This window comes from Pseudomonas hygromyciniae (assembly GCF_016925675.1).
Taxonomy (GTDB): Bacteria; Pseudomonadota; Gammaproteobacteria; order Pseudomonadales; family Pseudomonadaceae; genus Aquipseudomonas; species Aquipseudomonas hygromyciniae.
The window spans coordinates 801,492-823,286 of the sequence record NZ_CP070506.1; the positions used below are offsets into that span (position 1 = coordinate 801,492).

A 21,795-nucleotide genomic window follows, 5' to 3' on the forward strand; every position below is an offset into this window, starting at 1 on the left:
AACCCGGAGCCCCCATGGACATCCTCTACCAGATCCGCGCCCGCCAGGATTTCTTCAGCGCTGGCGAAGGGAGAATCGCCCGGCTGATGCTCGATGATGTGGGCTTCGCCGCATCCGCCAGCCTGGAAGAGCTGTCCCAGCGGGCCGAGGTCAGCACCGCCACCTTGTCGCGCTTTGCCCGCAGCGTTGGTTGCCGGGACCTGCGCGACCTGCGCCTGCAACTGGCCCAGGCCAGCGGCGTGGGCAGTCGCTTCCTCGACCCGGCGGGGTTGCCCGAGCAGTCGGCGTTTCATCGGCAGATCCTCGGTGATATCGAAGCGACCCTGCGCCAGCATCTGTCGGGCTTCAACCAGGCAGGTTTTGTCGATGCCGTGAACCTGCTGGGCAAGGCGCGGATGATCCACGCGTTTGGCATGGGCGGCCCGTCGAGCCTGTGCAGCGAAGAATTGCAGGTGCGCCTGGTACGCCTGGGCTACCCAATTGCCGCGTGCCGCGACCCGGTGATGATGCGGGTCACAGCCGCCACATTGAGCGCCGAGCACGCATTGATTGTCTGCTCCCTCACCGGCCTCACGCCCGAACTGCTGGGCGTGGTGGGGCTGGCGCGCAACTATGGGGCACGGATCGTCGCGATCACCCTGGCCGACTCGCCGCTGGCGCAGTTGGCCGACGTACTGCTGCCGCTGCAACCGGCCGAAACCAGTTTTATCTACAAACCCACTGCGGCGCGCTACGGAATGCTGCTGGCCATTGACGTGCTTGCCACTGAGCTGGCTCTGGCCAGGCCGGACGACAACCAGGAACGCCTGCGCCGGATCAAGCTGGCCCTGGACGACTATCGCGGTGGCCCTGACAGCCTGCCGCTTGGAGATTGAGATGACGTACCACACGCTGATTCGCCAGGCGCTGATCATTGATGGTAGCAACACGCCGGGGTATATCGCTGACGTGGGGTTGCGCGACGGGCGTATCGAGACGATCGGCGATTTGTCGGCCGCCCAGGGTGAGCATGAGATCGAGGCAAGTGGCCGCGTACTGGCGCCGGGTTTTATCGACGTGCACACCCACGACGACACCGTGGTGATCCGCCAGCCGCAGATGCTGCCCAAGCTCAGCCAGGGCGTGACCACGGTGATTGTCGGTAACTGTGGCATCAGCGCCTCGCCGGTCAGCCTGCGCGGCGACCCACCGGACCCGATGAACCTGCTGGGCAAGGCCCAGGCGTTTGTCTATCCGCGGTTTACCGATTACCGCGCCGCCGTGGAACACGCCCAGCCGGCGGTCAACGTCGCTGCGTTGATCGGTCATACGGCGCTGCGCAGCAACCATATGGACGACCTGCAGCGCAGCGCCACGCCGACTGAAATCGCGTTGATGCGCGTGCAATTGCACGAAAGCCTTGAAGCCGGCGCCCTCGGTTTATCCACAGGCCTGGCCTACGCCAGCGCGTTCAACGCCGACACCGACGAAGTGCTGCAACTGAGTGAAGAACTGACCGCGTTTGGTGCGGTATACACCACCCATTTGCGCAGTGAATTCGAGCCGGTGCTGGAGGCCATGGACGAGGCGTTCCTGATCGGCCGCCATGCCAAGGCCCCGGTGATCATCTCCCACCTCAAGTGCGCCGGCGCAGGCAATTGGGGGCGCAGTCCGCAGTTGCTGGCGTCTTTGGAGCAGGCGGCGAAGAGCCATCCGGTGGGCTGCGATTGCTATCCCTATGCTGCCAGTTCCTCGACCCTGGACCTCAAGCAAGTGACCGATGCCTTTCGTATCACCATCACCTGGTCGACACCGCACCCGCAAATGGGTGGGCGGGATCTGCAGGATATCGCCGCTGCGTGGGACATGTCCTTGATGGACGCCGCCCGCCGCTTGCAACCGGCGGGGGCGGTGTACTACGGAATGGATGAGGCCGATGTGCAGCGCATCCTCGCCCATCCGCTGTCGATGGTGGGCTCCGATGGTTTGCCGGAAGACCCGTTTCCCCATCCGCGCTTGTGGGGCGCCTTCCCACGGGTGCTCGGACATTTCAGCCGCGATCTGGGCTTGTTCCCGCTGCACACGGCAGTACACAAAATGACTGGCCTGTCGGCCGCGCGCTTCGGCCTGGCCGGGCGCGGTGAAATCCGCGAAGGGCACTGGGCCGACCTGGTGTTGTTCGACCCATTGCGGGTGCGGGATGTGGCCGACTTCAAGGACCCGCAACGGGCTGCCGAAGGGATAGATGGGGTGTGGATCAACGGCGTGCTGAGCTACCTCGACGGGCAGGCGAACGGCCAGCGGGCGGGGCGTTTTCTGGCGCGCAGCGGGGATTTGCGCGCAGGGTTCTGATTTCAGGGCGAAGGGCACTAACGTGGCAAGCCCGCTCGCCACAGGTGGGGTGCTTGCTTATAGTGGCTGCTTCAAAACAGGGAGCCGTCGCCATGCAGTTAGGAACAGTCACCCCCATCTTGCGGACCTTCGATGAGGCCAAGACTGAGGAGTTTTATATCGGTTTCCTTGGCTTCAAGGTCGATTGGCAGCACCGCTTCGAAGATAATTTTCCGTTGTACCTGCAAGTGTCGCTCGGTGCCTGTGTACTGCACCTGTCCGAGCACCACGGTGATGCCTCACCAGGCGCCGCGGTGCGTATCCAGGCCCAGGGGCTGGACGCTTACCAGCAGCAATTGCAGGCCAAGGACTACCGCTTTGCCAAGCCGCAAATCGAAGAAACACCCTGGGGCACGCGGGAGATGAGCATCAAGGATCCATTTGGCAATCGGCTGGTATTTGTCGAGGAAGGCCAGGCCTGATCGACAAATGGCAGGCAATAAAAAACCGCCTTTGCAGGGCGGTTTTTTATTGCAATCCCAGTTAGTGGCTGGGGTTGCGTGCTCAAAGGAAGCAGTGACGTGCGAACAAATACTACTTATGGTTTTGGGAACTCGCAAGGCTTGGCGACAATCGGCATGGTTCGGTTTTGATGCCTGACTTGATCCAAATACAGATGCAAAAAATGGTAATAAAACACTGGGGAACTAAAGAGTGTTTGATGAACGCTCGTCACACCTTGGGCTGGGATCTTGGTTAGTATCGCCCCTGTTCTGCGTTTGTCGTTTGGTAGGTGAGGCTGGGTATGCGCTCGAATTCTGGACCGACCGCCACGGGCTAGTAATCCGTGCCGGATTCACGCGGGAGGAACCAAAGCCCGGCCGCCTCAAAGGAAGCAGTGATGTGCATCCCAAGGCTCACATGTTCCGGTAAGTGCGCTGGAGGTAAGGCCCAACTCTAGGAGGGCCGAGTATGTCCAAGTTTGCACGACGTACGTGGGACCTCGTAGTGAATTGCCTGCGTGTTTATCACGTCTGGAAATTCCTGCGAGACAGCTTCGATGACCGTTAAGGCGCTGAGAAGCGCAGCCGCCCCGGTTTTGGCCGGGGCGGCTTTTTGCTATTCGGTTGGAATTGTCGAGGAAGGCCAGGCCTGATCGACAAATGGCAGGCAATAAAAAACCGCCTTTGCAGGGCGGTTTTTTATTGCAATCCCAGTTAGTGGCTGGGGTTGCTATCTCAAAAGACGCAATCGACTCGCGCGGATGTTAGCGCTGTTCATATCGGCCTGCAAGATTGAGCGATGATCGGTGCTGATGGTTTCTGGCGCTTTTTTTCGCGTCAATTTCAGGTGCAAAAGGCTGCAATAAATCTCCCGGCCACCTCAAAAGACGCAGTCGACTAGCGTCCAAAGGCTCACGTGTTCCGGTAAGTGCGCTGGAGGTAAGGCCCAACTCTAGGAGGGCCGAGTATGTCCAAGTTTGCACGACGTACGTGGGACCTCGTAGTGAATTGCCTGCGTGTTTATCACGTTTGGAAATTCCTGCGAGACAGCTTCGATGACCGTTAAGGCCTGAGAAGCGCAGCCGCCCCGGTTTTGGCCGGGGCGGCTTTTTGTTTACACCCGGAAATGGCTGACCATCTGCTGCAACTGGCTGCCCAAGCGTGCCAACTCGACACTGGACTTGGCGGTCTCGTCGCTGGCGGTTGCGGTCTGCTCCGACACATCGCGCACATTGACGATGCTGCGGCTGATTTCTTCGGCCACGGCGCTTTGCTGTTCGGCGGCGGCGGCGATTTGCTGGTTCATCGACTGGATGTTCGACACCGTACGGGTGATGTTCTCCAGGGAGACGCCAGCCTTGCGGGTCAATTCGACGCTGCTGTCGGTCAGGCTGCGGCTGTTGTTCATCACATTGGCCACTTGCTGGGTGCCATTTTGCAAACCGGCGACCAGGCCTTCGATCTCCTCGGTGGATTTCTGCGTGCGCTGGGCCAGCCCACGGACCTCGTCGGCCACCACGGCAAACCCACGCCCGGCTTCACCTGCGCGCGCTGCTTCAATCGCGGCGTTGAGCGCCAGCAGGTTGGTCTGTTCGGCCACGGCCTTGATCACGTCCATCACGCTGCCGATCTTGTTGCTCTCTTGTTGCAGATGGGCCATGGCGTCGGTGGAGCGCGCCACTTCATCGGCCAGGCGTTCGATCTGGGCGATGGCTTCGGCCACCACCTTGTCGCCTTCGCGGGCCTGGCCATCGGCGGTGGAGGCGGCCTGGGACGCTTGCTCGGCATTACGTGCGACTTCCTGCACGGTGGCCGTCATCTCATGCATTGCCGTGGCCACTTGATCGGTCTCGATCTTCTGGCTGTTGACCCCGGCGCTGGTCTGTTCGGTCACGGCCGACAGTTCTTCGGCGGCGCTGGCGATCTGGGTGACGCCGTCGCGAATACCGGAAATCAGCTCGCGCAAGGTGGTGCCCATGCGCTGGATACCTTGTTGCAGCACGCCCAGTTCATCGCGGCGGGTCACCCGGATGTTGTGACTCAGGTCGCCAGACGCGATGCGCTCGACCACGGCCAGGGTTTCCTGCAGTGGGCGGGTGATCTGCCGGGTGATGACCAGCGCGGCGATAATGCCCACCAACAGGGCCAGCACGGTGCTGATCAGTTGCAGGCTACGGGCCTGGACGCTTTCTGCATCGCGGCGTTGCAGTTGGATGTCATACAGCGCTTCGCTGCGCGACACGATATCGGCACCTTGCACGGTCATTTCCTGACGGGCGAGGACGATATTGGCATTGGCGGCCTTGTAGGCCTGCACCGCGCTGCGGTAAGCGCCCAAAGCGTTTTCCAGGGCGGTCAGCTCGGTTTGCTGGGACTGACCGAATACGTCTTTCAAGCCCTTGAGGCCATTGATCGCCGACTCGATTTGCGCCGCCGCGCGGGCCTCGGTTTCCGGGTTGACGTTGCCGGTATAGCCGCGCACTTCATAGCGGGCGACCTGGAACTCTTCCTTGGCGTGGTTGATCGCTTCGTACTGGGCGAAGCGCTCGCTGCTTTCGGGCATCTGGCGCACGCTGCGGTCCAGGGCGGCAATCACCAGGCCTGCGGCGTCGGCACGCTCGCCCATGGTTTGGCGTGCTGCGTTGCCGTTACGGTAAGCCTCGCGCATTTTGTTCAGCGACTGCCGGTAGGCGGTGATGGTGTCTTTCTGCTCGTTGAGCAGCTTGAGGTTTTCCGGGCTTTTGAAGCTGTTGATCAGCTGTTGTTGCTGCGCGGCAAAACTGTCGAGGCTGGCCTGGACATTCTGCGCCACGTCCTCGTCGCCGTTGGCCAGCATGTATTGCAGGCGCACGATCCGCAGTTTGGTCAGCGAAGCGTTGAGTTGGGTGATGTCGCTCATCCAGTTGCTGCGGTCGATCAGGCTGCCCAGGCTGGTCCAGCCGGTGATCGCGAGGATCGAGGTGAGCACCAGCACCAGGCCGAAGCCCAGGCCCAGTTTCAAGTTGACGCTGATGTTGCCAAACCATGTATTCATCGAATTCCTCCAGGAACAGATTGCGTGTACATCAGTTGCTGGAAGGTCGCCCAGCCGATGGATAGACAGGGGGTATCGGCAGGCGGGGCGAGAGCTGAAACGGTTTTTTAATCAATGCCGGATTCGCGGATGAGCGGTCATTGATAGCGATGTAGGCGCCGGCAAGCCGGCACCTACAGGGCGCTCAATCGTTCGGCAGGATGCTCAAGACCAGGCATGACGCGGCATCCCGGCTCAGGTGCACACGATTGTGAGCAATGCGCGGATGCCGGGCCTGGCCCTCGGCCTCGCCGCTATTGGGGTTGACGTCGAAGCGCGGGAAGTTGCTACTGGATATGTCCAGGCGCAGGCGATGACCTTGTTTGAACAGGTTGCAGGTGGCGAATGGCTCGATAGTCAGCTTCACCCGCTCACCGGGTGCCAGCGGTTTGGGCTGCTCCCAATCGTCGCGATAACGGCAGCGGCGGATGCCGTCTGTGATGTTCATCGCAAAGCCCTGCGGATACGCCGCGCTCGGCGGGTAGACATCTACCAGCTTGGCGGTGAAGTCAGTGTCTGGCGCGTCGCTGTCGACCCACAGTTCGATCTGCACGGGACCGGCTACGACCAGGTCTTCGTCCAGGGGCGCGGTCTGGAAACTCAGCACATCGTCGCGCTCGGACAAAGGGCGATTGTCGCCCCGGCTGGCAAAAAAGTCGGCGCGCTCGCGCTGGTCGAAGGCGCCGCCGACAAAAATCGGTGCGCCGGACGTCAATGCCCCTCCCACGGTCGGTACCGGGTTGGCCGGGTCGGCGTAGTAACCCAAGACGGCCTCGCCCGCGCTGGGCGCAACCTCGGTCAATTGCCGCTGCGCATCCAGGTACAAGGTCAGCGACTGGGTGCCGGGCAGCGGCCATTGCTCGCCCTGCAGCCAACGGCCGCCGTGCTGCAGGCGGCCGTTTTCATCCGGCGTGCCGCTGCCGCCGCCCATCAAGAACACTTTCACTTGGGCCTGCGGTGGTTGCGTCCCAGGCTTGAGGGACTGCTCGAACCATTGCAGACGGCAACTCAACCAATCCTGCGCCACCTGGCCGTCAAAGGCCGCCTGGGCACCGAACTCGACATCACCGCTGTGGCTGATATTGCGGTCGCCGTGCAGCCACGGGCCCATGATCAATTGCTGCGGTGCGCGGCGGGCTCGGTTGAAGGCGGTGTAGTTGGCCAGGGTCGAGCTGACATAAGCGTCGTACCAACTGGACATGAACAGCACCGGAATATCCGGCAAGCCGGCGTAATGCCCTTCGGCATAAATTCCGGATTTCTGCCAGTAGGGGCCGAAACTGCCCTGGGCCCACTGCTCCAGCAGATAGGCTTCGTACTCGGGCACATGACGCAACGGTGATTGGCCCGCCTGCCAGGGCATGCGGCGGAACCACTCGTGGATATCCTCGTCTTCCAGCGCCTGGCGCACCTGCGGGTCGGCCAGCGCCGCCGGGCTTTCCTTGGCTTGGCGAAACGCCCAGGTGGCCTGCTTGAGTTCAAACGCACCACCCTGGCGAATCCCGCATTGGTAGGCGTTGGCGAAGCCGCCGCTGTCGAGCACCATGCTGCCCAGGCCCGGCGGATGCAGGCAGGCCATCGCCAGTTGGGTGTGCGCCGCGTAGGACAGGCCCATGCTGCCGATCTTGCCGTTGCACCATGGCTGGCGGACGATCCAGGCCAGGGTGTCGAAACCGTCTTCGCCCTCGGCTGTGTATTTGGTGAACACCCCTTCGGAGGCGTAGCGCCCGCGACAATCCTGGAAGATTGCGACAAAGCCCTGGGCGGTAAAGCGGGCCGCCATTTGTTCACGGGAAATGTGCTGGCCGTCGAGCTGCTTTTCCGAGCGCGACGGTTTGCTCTTGTCATAGGGCGTACGTTCGATCACCACCGGATACGGCCCCTCGCCGCCCGCCGGCAGGTAGATATCGGTGGCCAGGTGGATGCCATCGCGCATGGCGATCATCTGGTTGTGCAGGGTTCGCATAGGTAAAACACTCATCGACTCAATATCCGGTTTGCACTGCAATGGCCAACAGCACCATCGCCAGCACCGCATAGATCAGGAACAGCGGCAGGATGTAGCGCGCCCATTGGCCCCAGCCGACGTTGGCGGTGGCCAGCAGTACCAGCAGGCCGCTGGAGGTCGGGGTGATCATGTTGGTCAGGCCGTTGCCCATCAAAAAGGCAAAGACGGTGGTTTGTGGGCTGACCCCGGACAACTGGCCCAGCGGGCCGAAGATCGGCATGGTCACGGCGGCCTGGCCGGAGGTGGAGGGGATCAGCACGTCCAGCCCCAGTTGCGCGAAGAACATGCCGTAGGCCGACACCACGGGCCCGTGATCGCCCACCAGGTTGGCCAGGCTGTTGACGATGGTGTCCAGCACCTGGCCGGTGCTGAGGATGATTTCCACGGCGGTCGCCAGGCCGATCAGGACGCCGGCGATCAGGACCTTTTTCATGCCGTCGACAAAAGCGCTGGCGGCGGTGCTGGCGGCCAGGCCGGCGATCAGCGCGAAGACCACGGTCAGCAGCAGGTAGAACGCCGACAGCTCATGGTACTTCCAGCCCCAGCGGTTCGAGGCATAGACCAGAAAACCAATCCCGCCACCCAGCACCAGCAGGTTCAGCAGATGACGCACGGGCAGGGGTTTACTCTCGAAGGTGATCTGCGCGCTGGCATCAAACCCGTGCTTGCGAATGCTCCACAACACAAACGCGATGCCCACCAGCAGGAAGGTGCAATAGGCCGCGACGCGCATGCTCAAGCCGCTGAAAATCGGCAGGCCGACCATTGGCTGGGCCACCGACAAGGCCACGGGGTTGGAGATGGAGGCGAGGTAACCGATCTTCACCGAAATCGTGACGATGGCCAGGCCAATCAGGTTCGACAACCCGAGACGATTGGCCATGGCTACCATTAACGGCACGATCAGGATGAATTCCTTGGCCAGTCCCATAAAGGTACTGCCGGCGGAAAACACCAGCATCAGGCTCGGTACCAACACGTAGATATTGCCCCGGGTCAGCCCCAGCAGGCGCTCCAGCCCGGCATCGATCACCCCGGCCTTGTTCAGCACGCCGAACATGCCGCCGATGAACAGCACCATGAAAATCAGCGCCGCACGCTTTTCGATGCCTTGGGGAATGGCCATGAAACCTTCCACCAGCGACACCGGGCGGGCCGTTGTATCGCCCGCCTTGCGCGGTTCCAGGGAGAACAGTTGGCTGAAGGAATCCTGCTTTTCCAGCACCTGGTACGAGCCGGGTACCACCAGGCCATTCTGGCGCTGGAACTTGCCGGCGTTGACCGCATAGGTGAAGGCCACGGTGAGCAGGACGATGCTCAGCAGAATGATTGCCGGGTTGATTTGCTTGCGTTGCGCGGGTTTGTCTGCGGCCGTCTCGGTGGGCGGCGGGGTACGGAGGATCTGCGGTTCGGTCATGCTGGCGGCCCCGGCGCGGCCCCCGTCTGAGCGGGGTGCGTGCGCTGTTATTGTTGTGGGTAGTGACGCTTGGTTGGGCGGACACTAGGGCAAAGTTTTGCCGGCCACAACGTTATGCGTGGGGTGGGTTGGGGTATGCGTTTTTGTTGTGGTTAGCAGGGTTGCTTGTTGTGGCAATGTGGTTTTTTGTGGCGAGGGGGCTTGCCGGAACGCCGTATCGCCCCCGCTGGGCTGCGCAGCAGCCCCAAACCCAGGCGCTAAGGTCTACCTGAAAAAAAGCGGCGATCTTATTGGGGCTGCTGCGCAGCCCAGCGGGGGCGATACGGCGTTCCGGCAAGCCCCCTCGCCACAACAAGCCTGCTCTTCACAACAAACACTCTGGGGTCTATGTGCTCAGATTTAGCCGCTGTTTGAGGTGGTCGGCAAAGGCCGTCACCAGCTGTGAGCGCGGCTCGTCGGCACGAAATGCCAGGCCGAATGCATAGGGCAACGCCGGGCGAAACGGGCGGCTGACAATCGGCAGATGCATGAAGTGGCTGGCCAGCAAACCATTGACGATCGACACCCCCAGACCTTCGGCGACAAAGCTGCAGGCGGCGCCCACCGAGTGCACTTCGACCCGCACCTGGGGCGTGAGGTTGGCGGCGCGGAACATCTGGTTCAACTCGGTACGCAGCGCCCGCTGCCGGCCCAGCATCACCAGCGGCACATTGCGCAGATGCTGCACCTCAATGAACTCGTGGCGACTGAGTGGATGGTCGGCCGGCATCACGCACACGCCTTCGGTGTGCAGCACCGGCTCGACATCGAAGTCGGGCATCTCGGTGGGCAGGCGCACAAAGCCCAGGTCGGCGGAGCGGTCCAGTACGGCGCGCTCGATCATGTCGTAGGAGCCGGTCAGCAGTTCGACCACGATGTCTTCATGGTCCTTGAGAAAGTCCGCGACAATACGCGGCAACAACTCCTGGGTCATGCTGGTAGGCACGCCGACCTTGAGCAGGCTTTTGCGTGAGCGGCCTACGCGCATTTCATCGGCCAGGCGCTGGATGCGTTGCATGCCGTCCACCAATCCTGCGACTTCGGTGAGTAATTCCTCGGCCTCTGGCGTGGCCATCAGGCGGCCCTTTTTGCGCAGGAACAGGGCAAACCCCAGGGCGTCTTCCAACTGGCTCAACAGGCGGCTGACCGCAGACTGCGACAAGCCCATGCGCGTGGCCGCGCCGATGGTCGAGCCGGTGGACATGATCGCCTTGAAGGCTTCGAGTTGCTTGAGGTTCACCGTGGATTTCCTGTCGAAGGGCGGCTTTGCGCATAGCGTCATGCGCTTCTCGCATAACGTTGTGGGGCGTTCGGCAAGCCGTTAGTGTCCGCCCCAATGTGACCTGGCGTCCAGCCTGGCACACGGAGCAATTGCCCATAAAAATCGACAATACGGCATTGAGGAAACACTGATGCGTGAGCTTTTCACGAGGGGCGGCGTGGTCACCGCAGGCTTGCTGGCGAGTCTGTCGCCGGCGCTGATGGCCCAGGGTTTCTGGGAGGACTCCCATGGCAAGTTGACCCTGCGCAATTACTATTTCAACGACGGTTATCGCGATGGTGGCGAAGACCGCAAGGAATGGGCGCAAGGCTTTTTGCTCAACCTGCAATCGGGCTATACCGCAGGCACCGTAGGTTTTGGCCTGGATGCCCTGGGGTTGTCGGGGATCAAGCTCGACTCCAGCCGCACCCACGCCGGTACCGGTTTATTGCCGGTCCATGATGACGGGCGCGCCGCCAATGAATTCTCAAGCCTTGGCGTGACCGCAAAAATGCGCATCGGCGCTACCGTGCTGAAAACGGGCACGTTGCTGCCGAAGATCCCGGTACTGGTACACAACGATGGTCGCTTGTTGCCGCAGACGTTTCGCGGCACTCAGATCGAATACACCGGCATCCGCAACCTGTACCTGCACAGCGGGCACCTGGATCAATTCAAGCTGCGTAACTCCACCGACAGCGTGGATATTTATCCACAGGGCTACAGCGGCAAAAAGGGCAGTGACTTCGATTTCGCCGGCGCCAGCTATGCCTTCACGCCGAGCCTCAGTGGCACTTGGTACTATGGGGAAATGCGCGAATTCTATCGCCAGCAATTCCTTGGCCTGGTGCACAAGCAGCCGTTGGGCCCCGGCAGCCTGACCAGCGATCTGCGTTATTTCATCAGCAATGAAGCCGGCGAGGCGCGCAACGGCAAGGTCGACAGCGACATGTTCAGCGGCCTGTTCACCTACAAGCTGGGGCCGCAGGCATTGGGCGTTGGCTACCAGAAAGTCAGCGGCGACACTGCGTTGCCCTACGCCAGCGTGTCGACGGTGTACTCGTTCAGCAACGCCGGGGTCGGCAAGTTCATCCAGGCCGGTGAGCAAACCTGGATGCTGCGCTATGACTACGATTTCGCCGCCGTGCTGCCGGGCCTGAGTTTCATGACCCGTTACTACAAGGGCCAGAACGGCGACTTCAAAGGGCGCGAAGCCCGCGAGTGGGAGTCCGACACCAACCTGCGCTACGTGATCCAGGACAGTACCTTCAAAGGCCTGGGCGTTGAGTTGCGCAAGGCCACCTACCGTTCCACCTATGCCAGTGACCGTGACAACTACCGGGTCTACCTGACGTACGACCTGGCGCTCTGGTAGGCCTTACTGTTCGACAAAGGAGTAGGGGCGGCTGCCCACTTTGATTTGCTGGCGGGTGGTGACCGGGATCGTCAACTCTTCGATACGGTCCAGCAGTGCCACGTTGCCCGGCTTGGCATCGAGATAGGCGCGCAGTTGCGCTGGCGACTGCAGGATCGGCAGGTGGCTCTGGGTGTAAAACACGCTGGCGCCCGCCACGCGCTCATTGGGTTGGTAGAGCACCACGCTATGGCCTTGGGCTTGCAGTGCCTGGATCTGGCTGGTCAGGGGGACGAACGATTCACGCCGGTCGGCCTTTGGCGCATACCAGATTGCTGCACCCAGGTAGCAGGCGATCACCAGGGCAAACGCCCCGGTGATCAAGCTGCGGCGATAGGTGGGCAGGCGCTGGAGCAGAACCGCGGCATACTCGGTGGCGAGGACCGCCGCCGCCGGTGTCACGGCCATCAGATACACCACGCGTTTGCTCGATGCGAAGGTCAGCAGGGTAAATTGCGCCACCAGCCACAGGCTGAAAAACAGCAGGTAACGATTGCTCGCCAGGCTTTTGCGAAAGTGCCACAGGCCCAGGTACACCAGAATATTCCACGGCAAAAAGGCTTCGGGCAATTTGGCGAGGTAGTAGTAGATGGGCTCGTAATGCCCGGCTTCGACGAAGGAGCCGCTAAAGCGTCCGACGCTGTTGGTCCACAACACCTCACCGACCGCCTGCATGCCACCCCGTTGATAAAGAAAGCCCAGCCAGATCAACAACGGCACCAGCGCAAGCAAAGTGAAGGCCCCCGGTTTTAGCCACTGGCTGAGTTGCAAGCGTTTGTCCATCAGGCTGGTGCAAGCCAGATAGGCAAAAATCACAATCCCCGGCATCGCCAGCCCCAGTACGCCTTTGCTCAAGGTGGCAATCGCCATCCCCAAGGTAAACAGCAGCCAACTGCCGACGTTGGCGCGGTGTTGGGACTCGGGACGCGTGGCCTGGTAGAACGCCAGCAGGGCCAGGGTCACGCCGAGGCTGAGCAACGCATCCTCACCCACGCCGCGTACATTGCTCCAGTAACTGGCCATGGTCGCCAGCACCAGCGCTGCGCAAAACGCCAGCGACGTGGGCCGCCCGAACCTGCGCAGCATGCCGTACAGCAGCATCACACTGAACAAGCCGGCAAACGCCGAGGCCAGCCGTACCGCGCCGGTGCTGGCACCAAACAGGCGAATCGCCCCGGCATCCAGCCACAGGCTCAGGGGTGGTTTTTCCAGGAATGGCTCACCGAACAGGCGCGGCACCACCCAGTCATTGTCCAGGTGCATGGCCATGGCAATCCCGGCCACCCGGGCTTCGGTGGAGCCTTGTAACTCGTGGTTGCCCAGGGCAACGAAGAACAGCAAACCGGCAAGCAGCAGCAACAGTGGGGCAGGGCGTGTCATGGGTGGGTTACCGGATGCGAGGGGGCAGCGTTGGAGTATACGAAGGCAATCCTTAACAAATTGTGAACGTAGATCCCGTTGTGGATTGGCCTGCCCGGTGGCCTGGAAGTGGTCGGTTTACCGTTGCCTCGGGAACCTACCATTGCCGGGTCCCGATCCACACCGGAACGGGCATTCCCTATAGGAGAATGCGATGAGTAACGATCCACAGGCAATCGTGGTCAGAGCCGTGCAAGCCGAGGACTATGAGCAGTGGCTGCAACTGTGGCTGGCCTACCAGGACTTTTATCAAGTGTCCCTGGATGAGACCACGACCCGCACTGCCTTCAGCCGCTTGCTCGATGCCAATGAAGCCATGGCCTGCGCGGTAGCGGTACAGGGCGATGAGCTGGTGGGGCTGGTGCACGCGCTGTTGCATCGTTCGACCTGGGCGGTGGCTGACTTTTGCTACCTCGAAGACCTGTACGTCGCCCCCACGGTACGCGGTGGCGGTACCGGCAAGTTGCTGATCGAATGGGTCCAGCGCTATGCGCAGTATCACGGCTGCGCACGTTTGTACTGGCATACCCAGCAGACCAATAAGCGCGCGCAAAAACTCTACAACTGGATCGCCGAAGACTCGGGTTGCATCGAGTACCGCATGGCCCTGTAACGCCCGCCCGCTCAGTTCGCCGATATTGGTCGTGGACATATCGGCGGCTTCGCACAAAGATGCATGGTTTTTTAGCCCTTGGCCAAGTCAATGACCCACAACCTGGAACTGGACACGCTGAAGATCCGTCTGACGGACCCCAAGCTGGCCTCGCTGGATTTGCGGGTGCGGGTGCAACGCGTGCTGCGCCAATTGATCCTCGAGGGCGTCCTCGCGCCCGGCAGCCGCTTGCCCGCGACGCGCACACTGTGCAAGTCACTGGGCATTTCCCGGGATACCGTGGAAATGGCCTACGTCCAACTGCAACTGGACGGTTACCTGAGCCGGCGCGAAGGCTCGGGCAGTTTCGTCTCCGAGAAAATCGGGCCGAGCCTGCGGGGTGCGCGCAAGCGCCAGCCGCTGGTGCCGAACCAGGCCCCGGCGCTGAGTGCCAGGGGCGCGCAGATCCTCGCCAGCGGCGGCGTCAGCGACCAGCAGGTGGTCAAGGCGTTTGCCACGGGGCTGCCGGAAACGCGCACCTTTCCCGTGGGCATCTGGGAGCGCCTGCACCGCCAGGCGTTGAAGGACTACCGCCCGAACCTGCTGTTGCACGGCGACCCGCAAGGCGCTGAACCCCTGCGCCAGGCCATCGCCGACTACCTGAACCTGGAACGCGGTGCGCGGGTCACGCCGGATCAGGTGCTGGTGCTGTCCAGCACGCGTCAGGCCCTGTACCTGTGTGCGCAGGTGCTGGTCGACAGCGGCCAGCCGATCCTGATGGAAGACCCCGGTTACTTCGGCGCCCGCAAGGCGTTTGAAATGGCCCAGCTCAAGGTGGTACCGGTGGCGGTGGACGCCAAAGGCCTGTGCATCGACGCCTTGCGCGCCGACCGCAGCGGCGCCAATGCGGTCTATGTCACGCCGTCCCATCAATACCCCACTGGCGCGACCCTGGCGCTTGAACGGCGCCTGGACCTGATCGCCTGGGCCGAGCAACGCCAAGGCTGGATCATCGAGGACGACTACGACAGCCAGTTTCATTACGAAGGCTTGCCGACCGCCTGCGTGCAGGGCCTGGACAACTACCAGCGCACGCTCTACCTCGGCACCTTCAGTAAGTCGCTGTACCCGGGATTGCGCATGGGCTTTATGGTGCTGCCCCGGGAGTTGGTCAAACCCATGACCTACGCCCGCAGCATCCTCGACGGCCACACCCCGCAAATCGCCCAGTTGACCCTGGCGCGTTTCATGAACGATGGACATTTCGGCAGCCATATACGCGCGATGCGCAAAATCTACGGCGAGCGACGGGATGCCATGGCCGAAGCGGTTGAGCGCCATTTGAGCCATGTGGTCACCGCCAGCTTGCCGCCCGGTGGTTTGCAGTTGCCTTGTGTGTTGCATGAGGGGTGGTCGGAGCTGGAGACCATTCGCCAGGCGGCGCGGGTGGGTATCCAATTGCCAGGCCTGACTCGGCTCTACGCCCAGCCGCCGGCGAGGGGCGGCTGGCTGCTGGGGTTCTCGGCGCTGACGCCCGGTGAAATCGACAGCGCCAGCCGGCAGTTGGCCAAGGTGCTCAAGGGTGGTCTGGTGCAAGGTGGCGAAGTGGACTGAAAGGACGGTCCGGTGCTTGTTAGCCTTTGCGGCCTTAACAAAAGGAATGCGCCATGAACCGACCCGCCCCACGCTTGCGCCTCGCCGATTACCTGTCACCGAGCATCAGTGCGCTGATTTCCGTCATCGTCAATTACGCCGGCACCTTCGTCCTGGTGTTCCAGGCCGCGCACCTGGCGCAACTGAGCGCGGCACAAACCGCTTCGTGGGTCTGGTCGGTGAGTATTGGCGTGGGCGTGACCGGTGCGTGGTTGAGCTACCGCTACCGCGAGCCGATCATCACGGCGTGGTCGACGCCGGGTGTGGCGTTTCTGGCGACAGTCATGCCGTTTACTCCCTATGCCGAGGTGATTGGCGCCTACGTGATGTGCGCCATCGGTTTTATCGTCCTGGGCCTGAGCGGTGCGTTTGAGCGCTTGGTGCGGCTGATCCCCGGTGGCATTGCGGCGGGTTTGCTGGCGGGGATTCTCCTGCAGTTTGGCGTGGCGGCGTTTGGTGGTGCCAGTGCAGACCCGCTGTTGGTGATCGTGCTGGTGGTGGCCTACGCGGTGCTGCGCCGCTTTACTTCACGTTATGCGATGGTCGGGATTCTGTTGATTGGCCTGGGGCTGCTGCTCGCCCAGCAGCGGCTCGACTTGCACAGCCTTGAACTGCAACTGGCGGCACCGGTGTTTGAAATGCCGCATTTTTCCATCGCGGCGTTTTTTGGCGTGGCCTTGCCGCTGTTCGTGATCACCCTGACCGGGCAATACATCCCCGGCATGCTGGTGCTGCGCAACGACGGGTTCAAGACCAGTGCCAATCCGATCATCACCGTCACGGGCCTGGGCTCTTTGCTGATGGCACCGTTCGGGGCTCATGCGTTCAACGTCGCGGCAATCACGGCGGCGATCTGCACCGGGCGCGATACCCATCAGGACCCCTCCAAACGCTACATCGCCGGGCTGGTGTGTGGGGCGTTGTACATCCTGGTCGGGGTGTTTGGCGTGACGTTGGCGACCTTGTTCATGGTCCTGCCGCGCGCATTCATCACCACCTTGGCGGGCCTGGCGCTGCTCGGCGCCATTGGTTCAAGCCTGGCCAATGCAATGGCCGATACCCGCACTCGGGAAACGGCGCTGATCACCTTTTTGGCGACGGCGGCCAATGTCACGTTACTGGGGATTGGCGGCGCGTTCTGGGGGCTGGTGGCGGGGTTGTTGGTGCATGGGGTGATTCATGGTGGGCGCCGGGCGCTGGCCTAGCCCCATAAATCCCAACTGATAGGGCTTTTGTGGCGAGCGGGCTTGCCCCGCGTTGGGCTGCGAAGCAGCCCCAATAAACCGAATGCGCCGTAACAGACACACCGCGGAGGCTGGTTTTGGGGCCGCTTCGCAGCCCAACGCGGGGCAAGCCCGCTCGCCACAGGGGACTTCTGTCAGAGGAGATGACCTTGTTGCACGACGATCCCCATTGGGCCGCTGAGTTTTTCGACCCGTATTTCACCGCCATCCCTGAGCGCGCCGGGGTGGCAAACCCTGATTTTCTTCGCCACTTCTTGATCGTAGACCGTTGCACCGGTGCAGCTGCGCTTGCCGCTGGAGGCATATTCGTAGGGTGCGACATAGCTGACCGGGAGGGTGCTCGACCAATAAGTCAGATAGGACAACACCACCACGCCCAGCAGCAACGACAGGACCCACGTGCCGCCCGCGACCTTCAGCCAGTGGAGCGGGGTGTATTTGAGGCGAGGGTTCCTGCGCCACACCATCAACGCAAACCCCGCCACGGCCAACGCAGTCGAGCTCACTTGGTAGATCTTTACGGTCAGCGCATTGAAGTACACCACCAGGTCGATATGGAACAGCCAGTTCACAATCGTGACCGCAAAAAGTAGCAGAGCAGTGCCGACGAGCAACTGCGAGAGGATAGATTTTTTACTCAACTCAAATGGCTTCCCTGCATAAAAACGGTGTGCAAGCGTGGTCCATCGTCCCCTGGCTTGCCTTTTGGTCAGATAAAACAGCGGGGAGTATAAACTTCTACTTGTCTCTAATGAGAAGTATTACCATGTGCGACTCCCGTCAGTTGTCAGTCTGGATATCTCGCCGATGGCCACATCCTCTTCCACCCACCGCGCGGTGGGTGAACTCTACGCCCAGCACCACGGCTGGGTGGTGCAGTTGCTGCGGCGCAAGCTAGGCGGGCAGGAGCAGGCACTGGACCTTGCGCAGGATACCTTTGTGCGCATTCTCAGCAGTGGGCCATTGCCGTCGCTACGTGAACCACGGGCCTATCTGAACACGGTCGCCAGCCGCTTATGCGGCCAGTATTTTCGCCGGCAGGCCCTGGAGCGTGCGTACGAACAATCCCTGGCGATCCTCGAACCGGAACACGCGCCATCCCCGGAAACCCGCTTGCTGGTGCTTGAAGCGCTGGATGCGGTAGGGCAGGTGTTGGACGGGCTGGGGAGCCGGGTGCGGGAGATTTTCCTGCTGTCGCAGTTGGATGGCCTGACTTATCCACAGATCGCAGAGCAACTGGGCCTGACCGTAAATGTCGTGCAAAAGGCCATGCTCAAGGCCTATCGGCATTGTTACCTGGCGGTGTACCAGGCATGACGATGTTCCAGCCCGCCGACGATCAGTTGTTGGATGAATATGTGCTGGATCAGGCGCTGATGTGGATGGTCACCCTGCAATCGGGTGTCAGTGGCGCTGTCGAGCAGCAAGCCTGCGCCGCCTGGCGTAATGCAAACCCTCACCACGAATTGGCCTGGCAGCGCTTGACCGGCTTGAGCCGCGACCTGCGCAGCAGCACCGCTGCCCTGCCGGCGCCCACCGCCCGCCAGTTGTTGCGGACCCGTAGCCTGACGTCGCGCCGCACACTGCTCAAGGGCTTCGCCGGCCTGGGTATTGCCGCGGCCATGGGCCTGGGTGTACGCGAGCGCGTGGTGTTGCCGCAGTTGTTCAGTGATTACCGCACCACCACCGGCGAGCGGCGCCCCCTGCAGTTGGTCGGCGCTGGCGCGGTGCAACTGGACACCCAGACGGCAGTGGATGTGCGCGGCCCGCAGTTGACCCTGAACCAGGGGCGCCTGCTGTTGGCGACGGCGGCGGATACCTTCGTCGGCATCAAGACCGCCCATGGCTGGGTGCGACCGACGGCGCTGTCGCGGCTGGTCATCAGCGAGGATCTGTCGGGCCTGCGCGGGACCCTGGTGCAAGTGCTGGCGGGCAACGTATCGGTCGAACCGCAGCAAGGTGGCCGGGTGTCGATTCGCGCCGGCCAGCAGTTGAGCTTCGACCGTCAGCAGAGCGGCCCGCTGCAAACCCTCACGCCCGCCGCCGATGCCTGGACCCGTGGCCTGCTGATTGCCGAGCGCATGCCGCTGGCCCAGGTGATCGATCAACTCAACCGTTACCGACGTGGTGTGCTGCGCTGTGACCCGGCTGTCGCCAGTCTGCAGGTCTCGGGTTCGTTCTCCCTCGACCGCCCGGACGCCAGTCTGGATTTACTGGTCAAGGTATTGCCGGTCCGCGTGCAGCGGGTCTTCGGCTACCTGGCGACAGTGGTGCCGGCCTAGGTTAAAAAACTTTCCATGGGATCGGCAGTATTTGCCATCTCGTGCATCAAGACAGGCAAGACGCTCAATAAAAGCGCCCGCCAACCTTTCACCACAGGACAGTCTTTATGCACAGCCGCGTCACTCCGCTTGCCAGCGCCCTGCGCGCCATAATCGTCGGTTTAACCGTGGCAACGGCCAGCCACGCCGCCATGGCCGCCACCTCGCAGCCTGCCAGCGAACAAGCCCCGCGCCAGTCCTACGACATTGCTGCCGGTAGCCTGGACCGTGTGCTGGGGGCTTTCGGCAATCAGGCAGGGGTGATGATCGCCATCGACTCGGCGCTGGCCAAGGGTGTGCAAAGCCAGGGCTTGCACGGCAGTTTTGCCGTAGCCGAGGGGCTTGAGCGCCTGCTGGCACCGCTGGGCATGCAGGCCGAGTACGAGCAGGGCAGTTACCGCGTGGTGGCGCGGGGCGCCGACGGGCAAGTGCAATTGCAGGCCACGCAGATCAGCGCCAACCAGTTGGGCTCGATCACCGAAGGCACGGGCTCGTATACGCCGGGGACGATTGCCACGGCCACGCGCATGGTGCTCACCCCACGGGAAACGCCGCAATCGATCTCGGTGGTCACGCGCCAGGTGATGGACGACTTCGGCCTCAATGCCATCGACGACGTGATGCGCCATACCCCTGGCATCACCGTGTCGACCTACGACACCGAACGTACCAACTACTATTCCCGTGGTTTTTCCATCGTCAACTTCCAGTACGACGGCATTCCCACCCTGCGCGACGCCCAGTATTCGGCGGGGCAGACCCTGACCGATATGGCCCTGTATGACCGCGTTGAAGTGCTCAAAGGTGCCACCGGCCTGCTGACCGGCGCGGGTGGTCCGGGCGGCACCATCAACCTGATTCGCAAGAAGCCCACTTCCGAGTTCAAGAGCAGCATCGAACTGGGCGCTGGTTCCTGGGACAACTACCGCTCGCAGATCGACGTCAGCGGCCCGTTGACCGAAACCGGCAATGTGCGCGGCCGGGCCGTGGCGGCCTACCAGGATAAAAAGTCATTCCTCGACCACTACTCGCGCAAGACCGGCGTCTACTACGGCATCCTCGAAGTCGACCTCGACCCCGACACCTTGCTGACCCTGGGTGCCGACTATCAGGACAGCGATCCCAAAGGCTCCAGCTGGACCGGCACGCGCACCATCTTCGATCCGGCCGGCAACAAGCTGGACCTGCCGCGCTCGTTCAACAACGGGCCGAAGTGGAGCAGTTGGGAACAGTACAGCCGCACCCTGTTCGCTACCCTGGAGCACAACTTCGACAATGGTTGGGTCACCAAGGGTCAGTACAACCATCAGATCAATGGCTACGATGCTCCGTTGGGCTACATCTCCCAGGACTCCCTGACCGCCAGCTCGATCTTCGCGCGTAAATACACCGGCGAGACCACCAGTGACAGCCTCGATGTGTACGCATCCGGGCCCTTTGACCTGTTCGGTCGTGAGCACCAACTGGTGGTGGGGCAGTCGTTGTCCATCTCCAAATGGAAAGGCAAGGACTACGGCAGCGCGACGTATTTCGACAACTCCTACGACTTCTATAAGTGGCACGGCGAAGCCATCAAGCCACTGTGGAATCAGCCGACCAAGATCAACGACGAAACCACGCGCCAGACCGGCAGCTATATCACCGGCCGTTTCAGTCTGATGGATGACCTGCACTTGCTGTTGGGGACGCGCATCGCCAACTACCAGGTCACCGGCACCAGCGACACCCAGGAAAGCGGAAAAGTCGTGCCCTACGCCGGCCTGACCTACGACCTCAACGACAACTTCACGGCCTACGCCAGCTACACCGAAATCTTCCAGCCGCAAACCCAATACCGCGACCGCACGCGCACCATGCTTGATCCCAACGAAGGCAAGAACTACGAGCTGGGCCTCAAGGGCGAATTCTTCGACGGGCGCCTGAACGCCAGCCTGGCCTACTTCGAGGTTCACGAGGAGAACCGCCCGATTGCCGATACCGCCTACAACTCCCAGCCGGGCGTGGACTATTCCTACATCGGCACTAAAACCAAAACCAAGGGCTACGAAGCGGAAATCTCCGGTGAACTCAGCCCCGGTTGGCAGCTGCAGGCCGGCTATACCCACAAGATTGCCCGTGATGCCGACAAGAAAAAGGTCGCCACCTGGGAGCCGGAAGATCAACTGAGCTTCTACACCAGCTACAAACTCCAAGGCCGCCTGGACAAACTCACCCTGGGTGGTGGCGCGCGTTGGCAGGCTGCGGGCTGGCAAAACGTCAACAACCCGGGCACGCGTCAGAGCGAGAAATTCACCCAGGATCCGTACTGGTTGGTGGACCTGATGGCTCGCTACCAACTGACGGAAAACCTATCGGCCACGCTCAATGTGAACAACCTGTTCGACAAGGCGTACTACACCAACATCGGCTTCTACGACTCGGCGTATTACGGCGACCCACGCAATGTGATGGTGACCACGCGCTGGGATTTCTGATGGTCTGATCGTGGTGACAGGGCCCAGGAGAGGGCAGTGGAGATGGCTTTAGTGGTGAGGGGGCTTT

16 protein-coding genes and 1 pseudogene are annotated in these 21,795 nt (G+C 61.9%); 10 read left to right on the plus strand and 7 right to left on the minus strand.

Annotation, left to right across the window (positions count from 1 at the left end):
* The first annotated feature begins 14 nt into the window (after positions 1-14).
* The 3 genes from JTY93_RS03380 (at position 15) to JTY93_RS03390 (ending at position 2,792) form a co-directional block, all read left to right on the plus strand.
* The gene (locus tag JTY93_RS03380) at positions 15-875 is read left to right on the plus strand and encodes a MurR/RpiR family transcriptional regulator (protein ID WP_205478849.1); all 861 of its coding nucleotides are present in this window, start codon (positions 15-17) and stop codon (positions 873-875) included.
* A gap of 1 nt (position 876) precedes the next feature.
* Positions 877-2,331: an N-acyl-D-amino-acid deacylase family protein gene (locus JTY93_RS03385; RefSeq protein ID WP_205478851.1), complete on the plus strand. Its 1,455-nt coding sequence runs from the start codon at positions 877-879 to the stop codon at positions 2,329-2,331.
* Between the two features lie 92 nt (positions 2,332-2,423).
* Entirely contained in the window at positions 2,424-2,792 is a 369-nt protein-coding gene (locus JTY93_RS03390; protein WP_205478852.1) for a glyoxalase superfamily protein, read from the plus strand.
* A 1,135-nt stretch (positions 2,793-3,927) separates the two neighbouring features.
* On the opposite strand, the gene JTY93_RS29865 is transcribed toward JTY93_RS03390, so the two are convergent.
* The 5 genes and pseudogenes from JTY93_RS29865 to JTY93_RS03410 form a co-directional block, all read right to left on the minus strand.
* Entirely contained in the window at positions 3,928-4,791 is an 864-nt protein-coding gene (locus JTY93_RS29865) for a methyl-accepting chemotaxis protein (protein ID WP_375373165.1), read from the minus strand.
* Between the two features lie 39 nt (positions 4,792-4,830).
* Positions 4,831-5,847, minus strand: a pseudogene (locus tag JTY93_RS29870) (methyl-accepting chemotaxis protein); the annotation flags it as partial.
* A gap of 184 nt (positions 5,848-6,031) precedes the next feature.
* Positions 6,032-7,852, minus strand: coding sequence for a CocE/NonD family hydrolase (locus tag JTY93_RS03400; RefSeq protein WP_205478858.1), 1,821 nt, complete (start codon positions 7,850-7,852; stop codon positions 6,032-6,034).
* A 19-nt stretch (positions 7,853-7,871) separates the two neighbouring features.
* Positions 7,872-9,311 (minus strand): YfcC family protein, encoded by a 1,440-nt coding sequence (locus JTY93_RS03405; RefSeq protein ID WP_205478853.1) that lies wholly within the window; start codon positions 9,309-9,311, stop codon positions 7,872-7,874.
* 385 nt (positions 9,312-9,696) lie between these two features.
* Positions 9,697-10,590, minus strand: coding sequence for a LysR family transcriptional regulator (locus JTY93_RS03410; RefSeq protein WP_169995225.1), 894 nt, complete (start codon positions 10,588-10,590; stop codon positions 9,697-9,699).
* A 172-nt stretch (positions 10,591-10,762) separates the two neighbouring features.
* Here JTY93_RS03410 and JTY93_RS03415 point away from each other — a divergent pair, with 172 nt between their 5' ends.
* Complete coding sequence (locus JTY93_RS03415; protein WP_205476592.1) at positions 10,763-11,986, plus strand: OprD family porin; 1,224 nt, start codon at positions 10,763-10,765, stop codon at positions 11,984-11,986.
* 3 nt (positions 11,987-11,989) lie between these two features.
* On the opposite strand, the gene JTY93_RS03420 is transcribed toward JTY93_RS03415, so the two are convergent.
* Positions 11,990-13,405, minus strand: a complete 1,416-nt coding sequence (locus JTY93_RS03420; RefSeq protein ID WP_205476593.1) for an ArnT family glycosyltransferase — start codon at positions 13,403-13,405, stop codon at positions 11,990-11,992.
* A 193-nt stretch (positions 13,406-13,598) separates the two neighbouring features.
* Between JTY93_RS03420 and JTY93_RS03425 the strand changes: the two genes are divergently transcribed.
* From JTY93_RS03425 to JTY93_RS03435, 3 genes are all read left to right on the plus strand, one after another.
* Positions 13,599-14,057 carry a GNAT family N-acetyltransferase gene (locus tag JTY93_RS03425; RefSeq protein WP_205476594.1) on the plus strand — a complete coding sequence of 153 codons (459 nt, stop codon included), beginning with the start codon at positions 13,599-13,601 and terminating at the stop codon, positions 14,055-14,057.
* A 90-nt stretch (positions 14,058-14,147) separates the two neighbouring features.
* Positions 14,148-15,650, plus strand: coding sequence for a MocR-like pyridoxine biosynthesis transcription factor PdxR (pdxR, locus tag JTY93_RS03430; protein ID WP_205476595.1), 1,503 nt, complete (start codon positions 14,148-14,150; stop codon positions 15,648-15,650).
* Between the two features lie 53 nt (positions 15,651-15,703).
* Positions 15,704-16,894, plus strand: coding sequence for a benzoate/H(+) symporter BenE family transporter (locus JTY93_RS03435; RefSeq protein WP_070994406.1), 1,191 nt, complete (start codon positions 15,704-15,706; stop codon positions 16,892-16,894).
* Positions 16,895-17,067: 173 nt separating this feature from the next.
* On the opposite strand, the gene JTY93_RS03440 is transcribed toward JTY93_RS03435, so the two are convergent.
* Positions 17,068-17,574 carry a hypothetical protein gene (locus JTY93_RS03440; RefSeq protein WP_205476596.1) on the minus strand — a complete coding sequence of 169 codons (507 nt, stop codon included), beginning with the start codon at positions 17,572-17,574 and terminating at the stop codon, positions 17,068-17,070.
* A 166-nt stretch (positions 17,575-17,740) separates the two neighbouring features.
* Between JTY93_RS03440 and JTY93_RS03445 the strand changes: the two genes are divergently transcribed.
* The 3 genes from JTY93_RS03445 (at position 17,741) to JTY93_RS03455 (ending at position 21,728) form a co-directional block, all read left to right on the plus strand.
* Positions 17,741-18,250, plus strand: a complete 510-nt coding sequence (locus tag JTY93_RS03445) for a sigma-70 family RNA polymerase sigma factor (RefSeq protein ID WP_205476597.1) — start codon at positions 17,741-17,743, stop codon at positions 18,248-18,250.
* Positions 18,247-19,215 (plus strand): DUF4880 domain-containing protein, encoded by a 969-nt coding sequence (locus JTY93_RS03450; RefSeq protein ID WP_205476598.1) that lies wholly within the window; start codon positions 18,247-18,249, stop codon positions 19,213-19,215. Before JTY93_RS03445 ends, JTY93_RS03450 begins: the two co-directional genes overlap by 4 nt.
* 107 nt (positions 19,216-19,322) lie before the next feature.
* Entirely contained in the window at positions 19,323-21,728 is a 2,406-nt protein-coding gene (locus JTY93_RS03455) for a TonB-dependent siderophore receptor (protein ID WP_205476599.1), read from the plus strand.
* Positions 21,729-21,795: the final 67 nt, after the last annotated feature.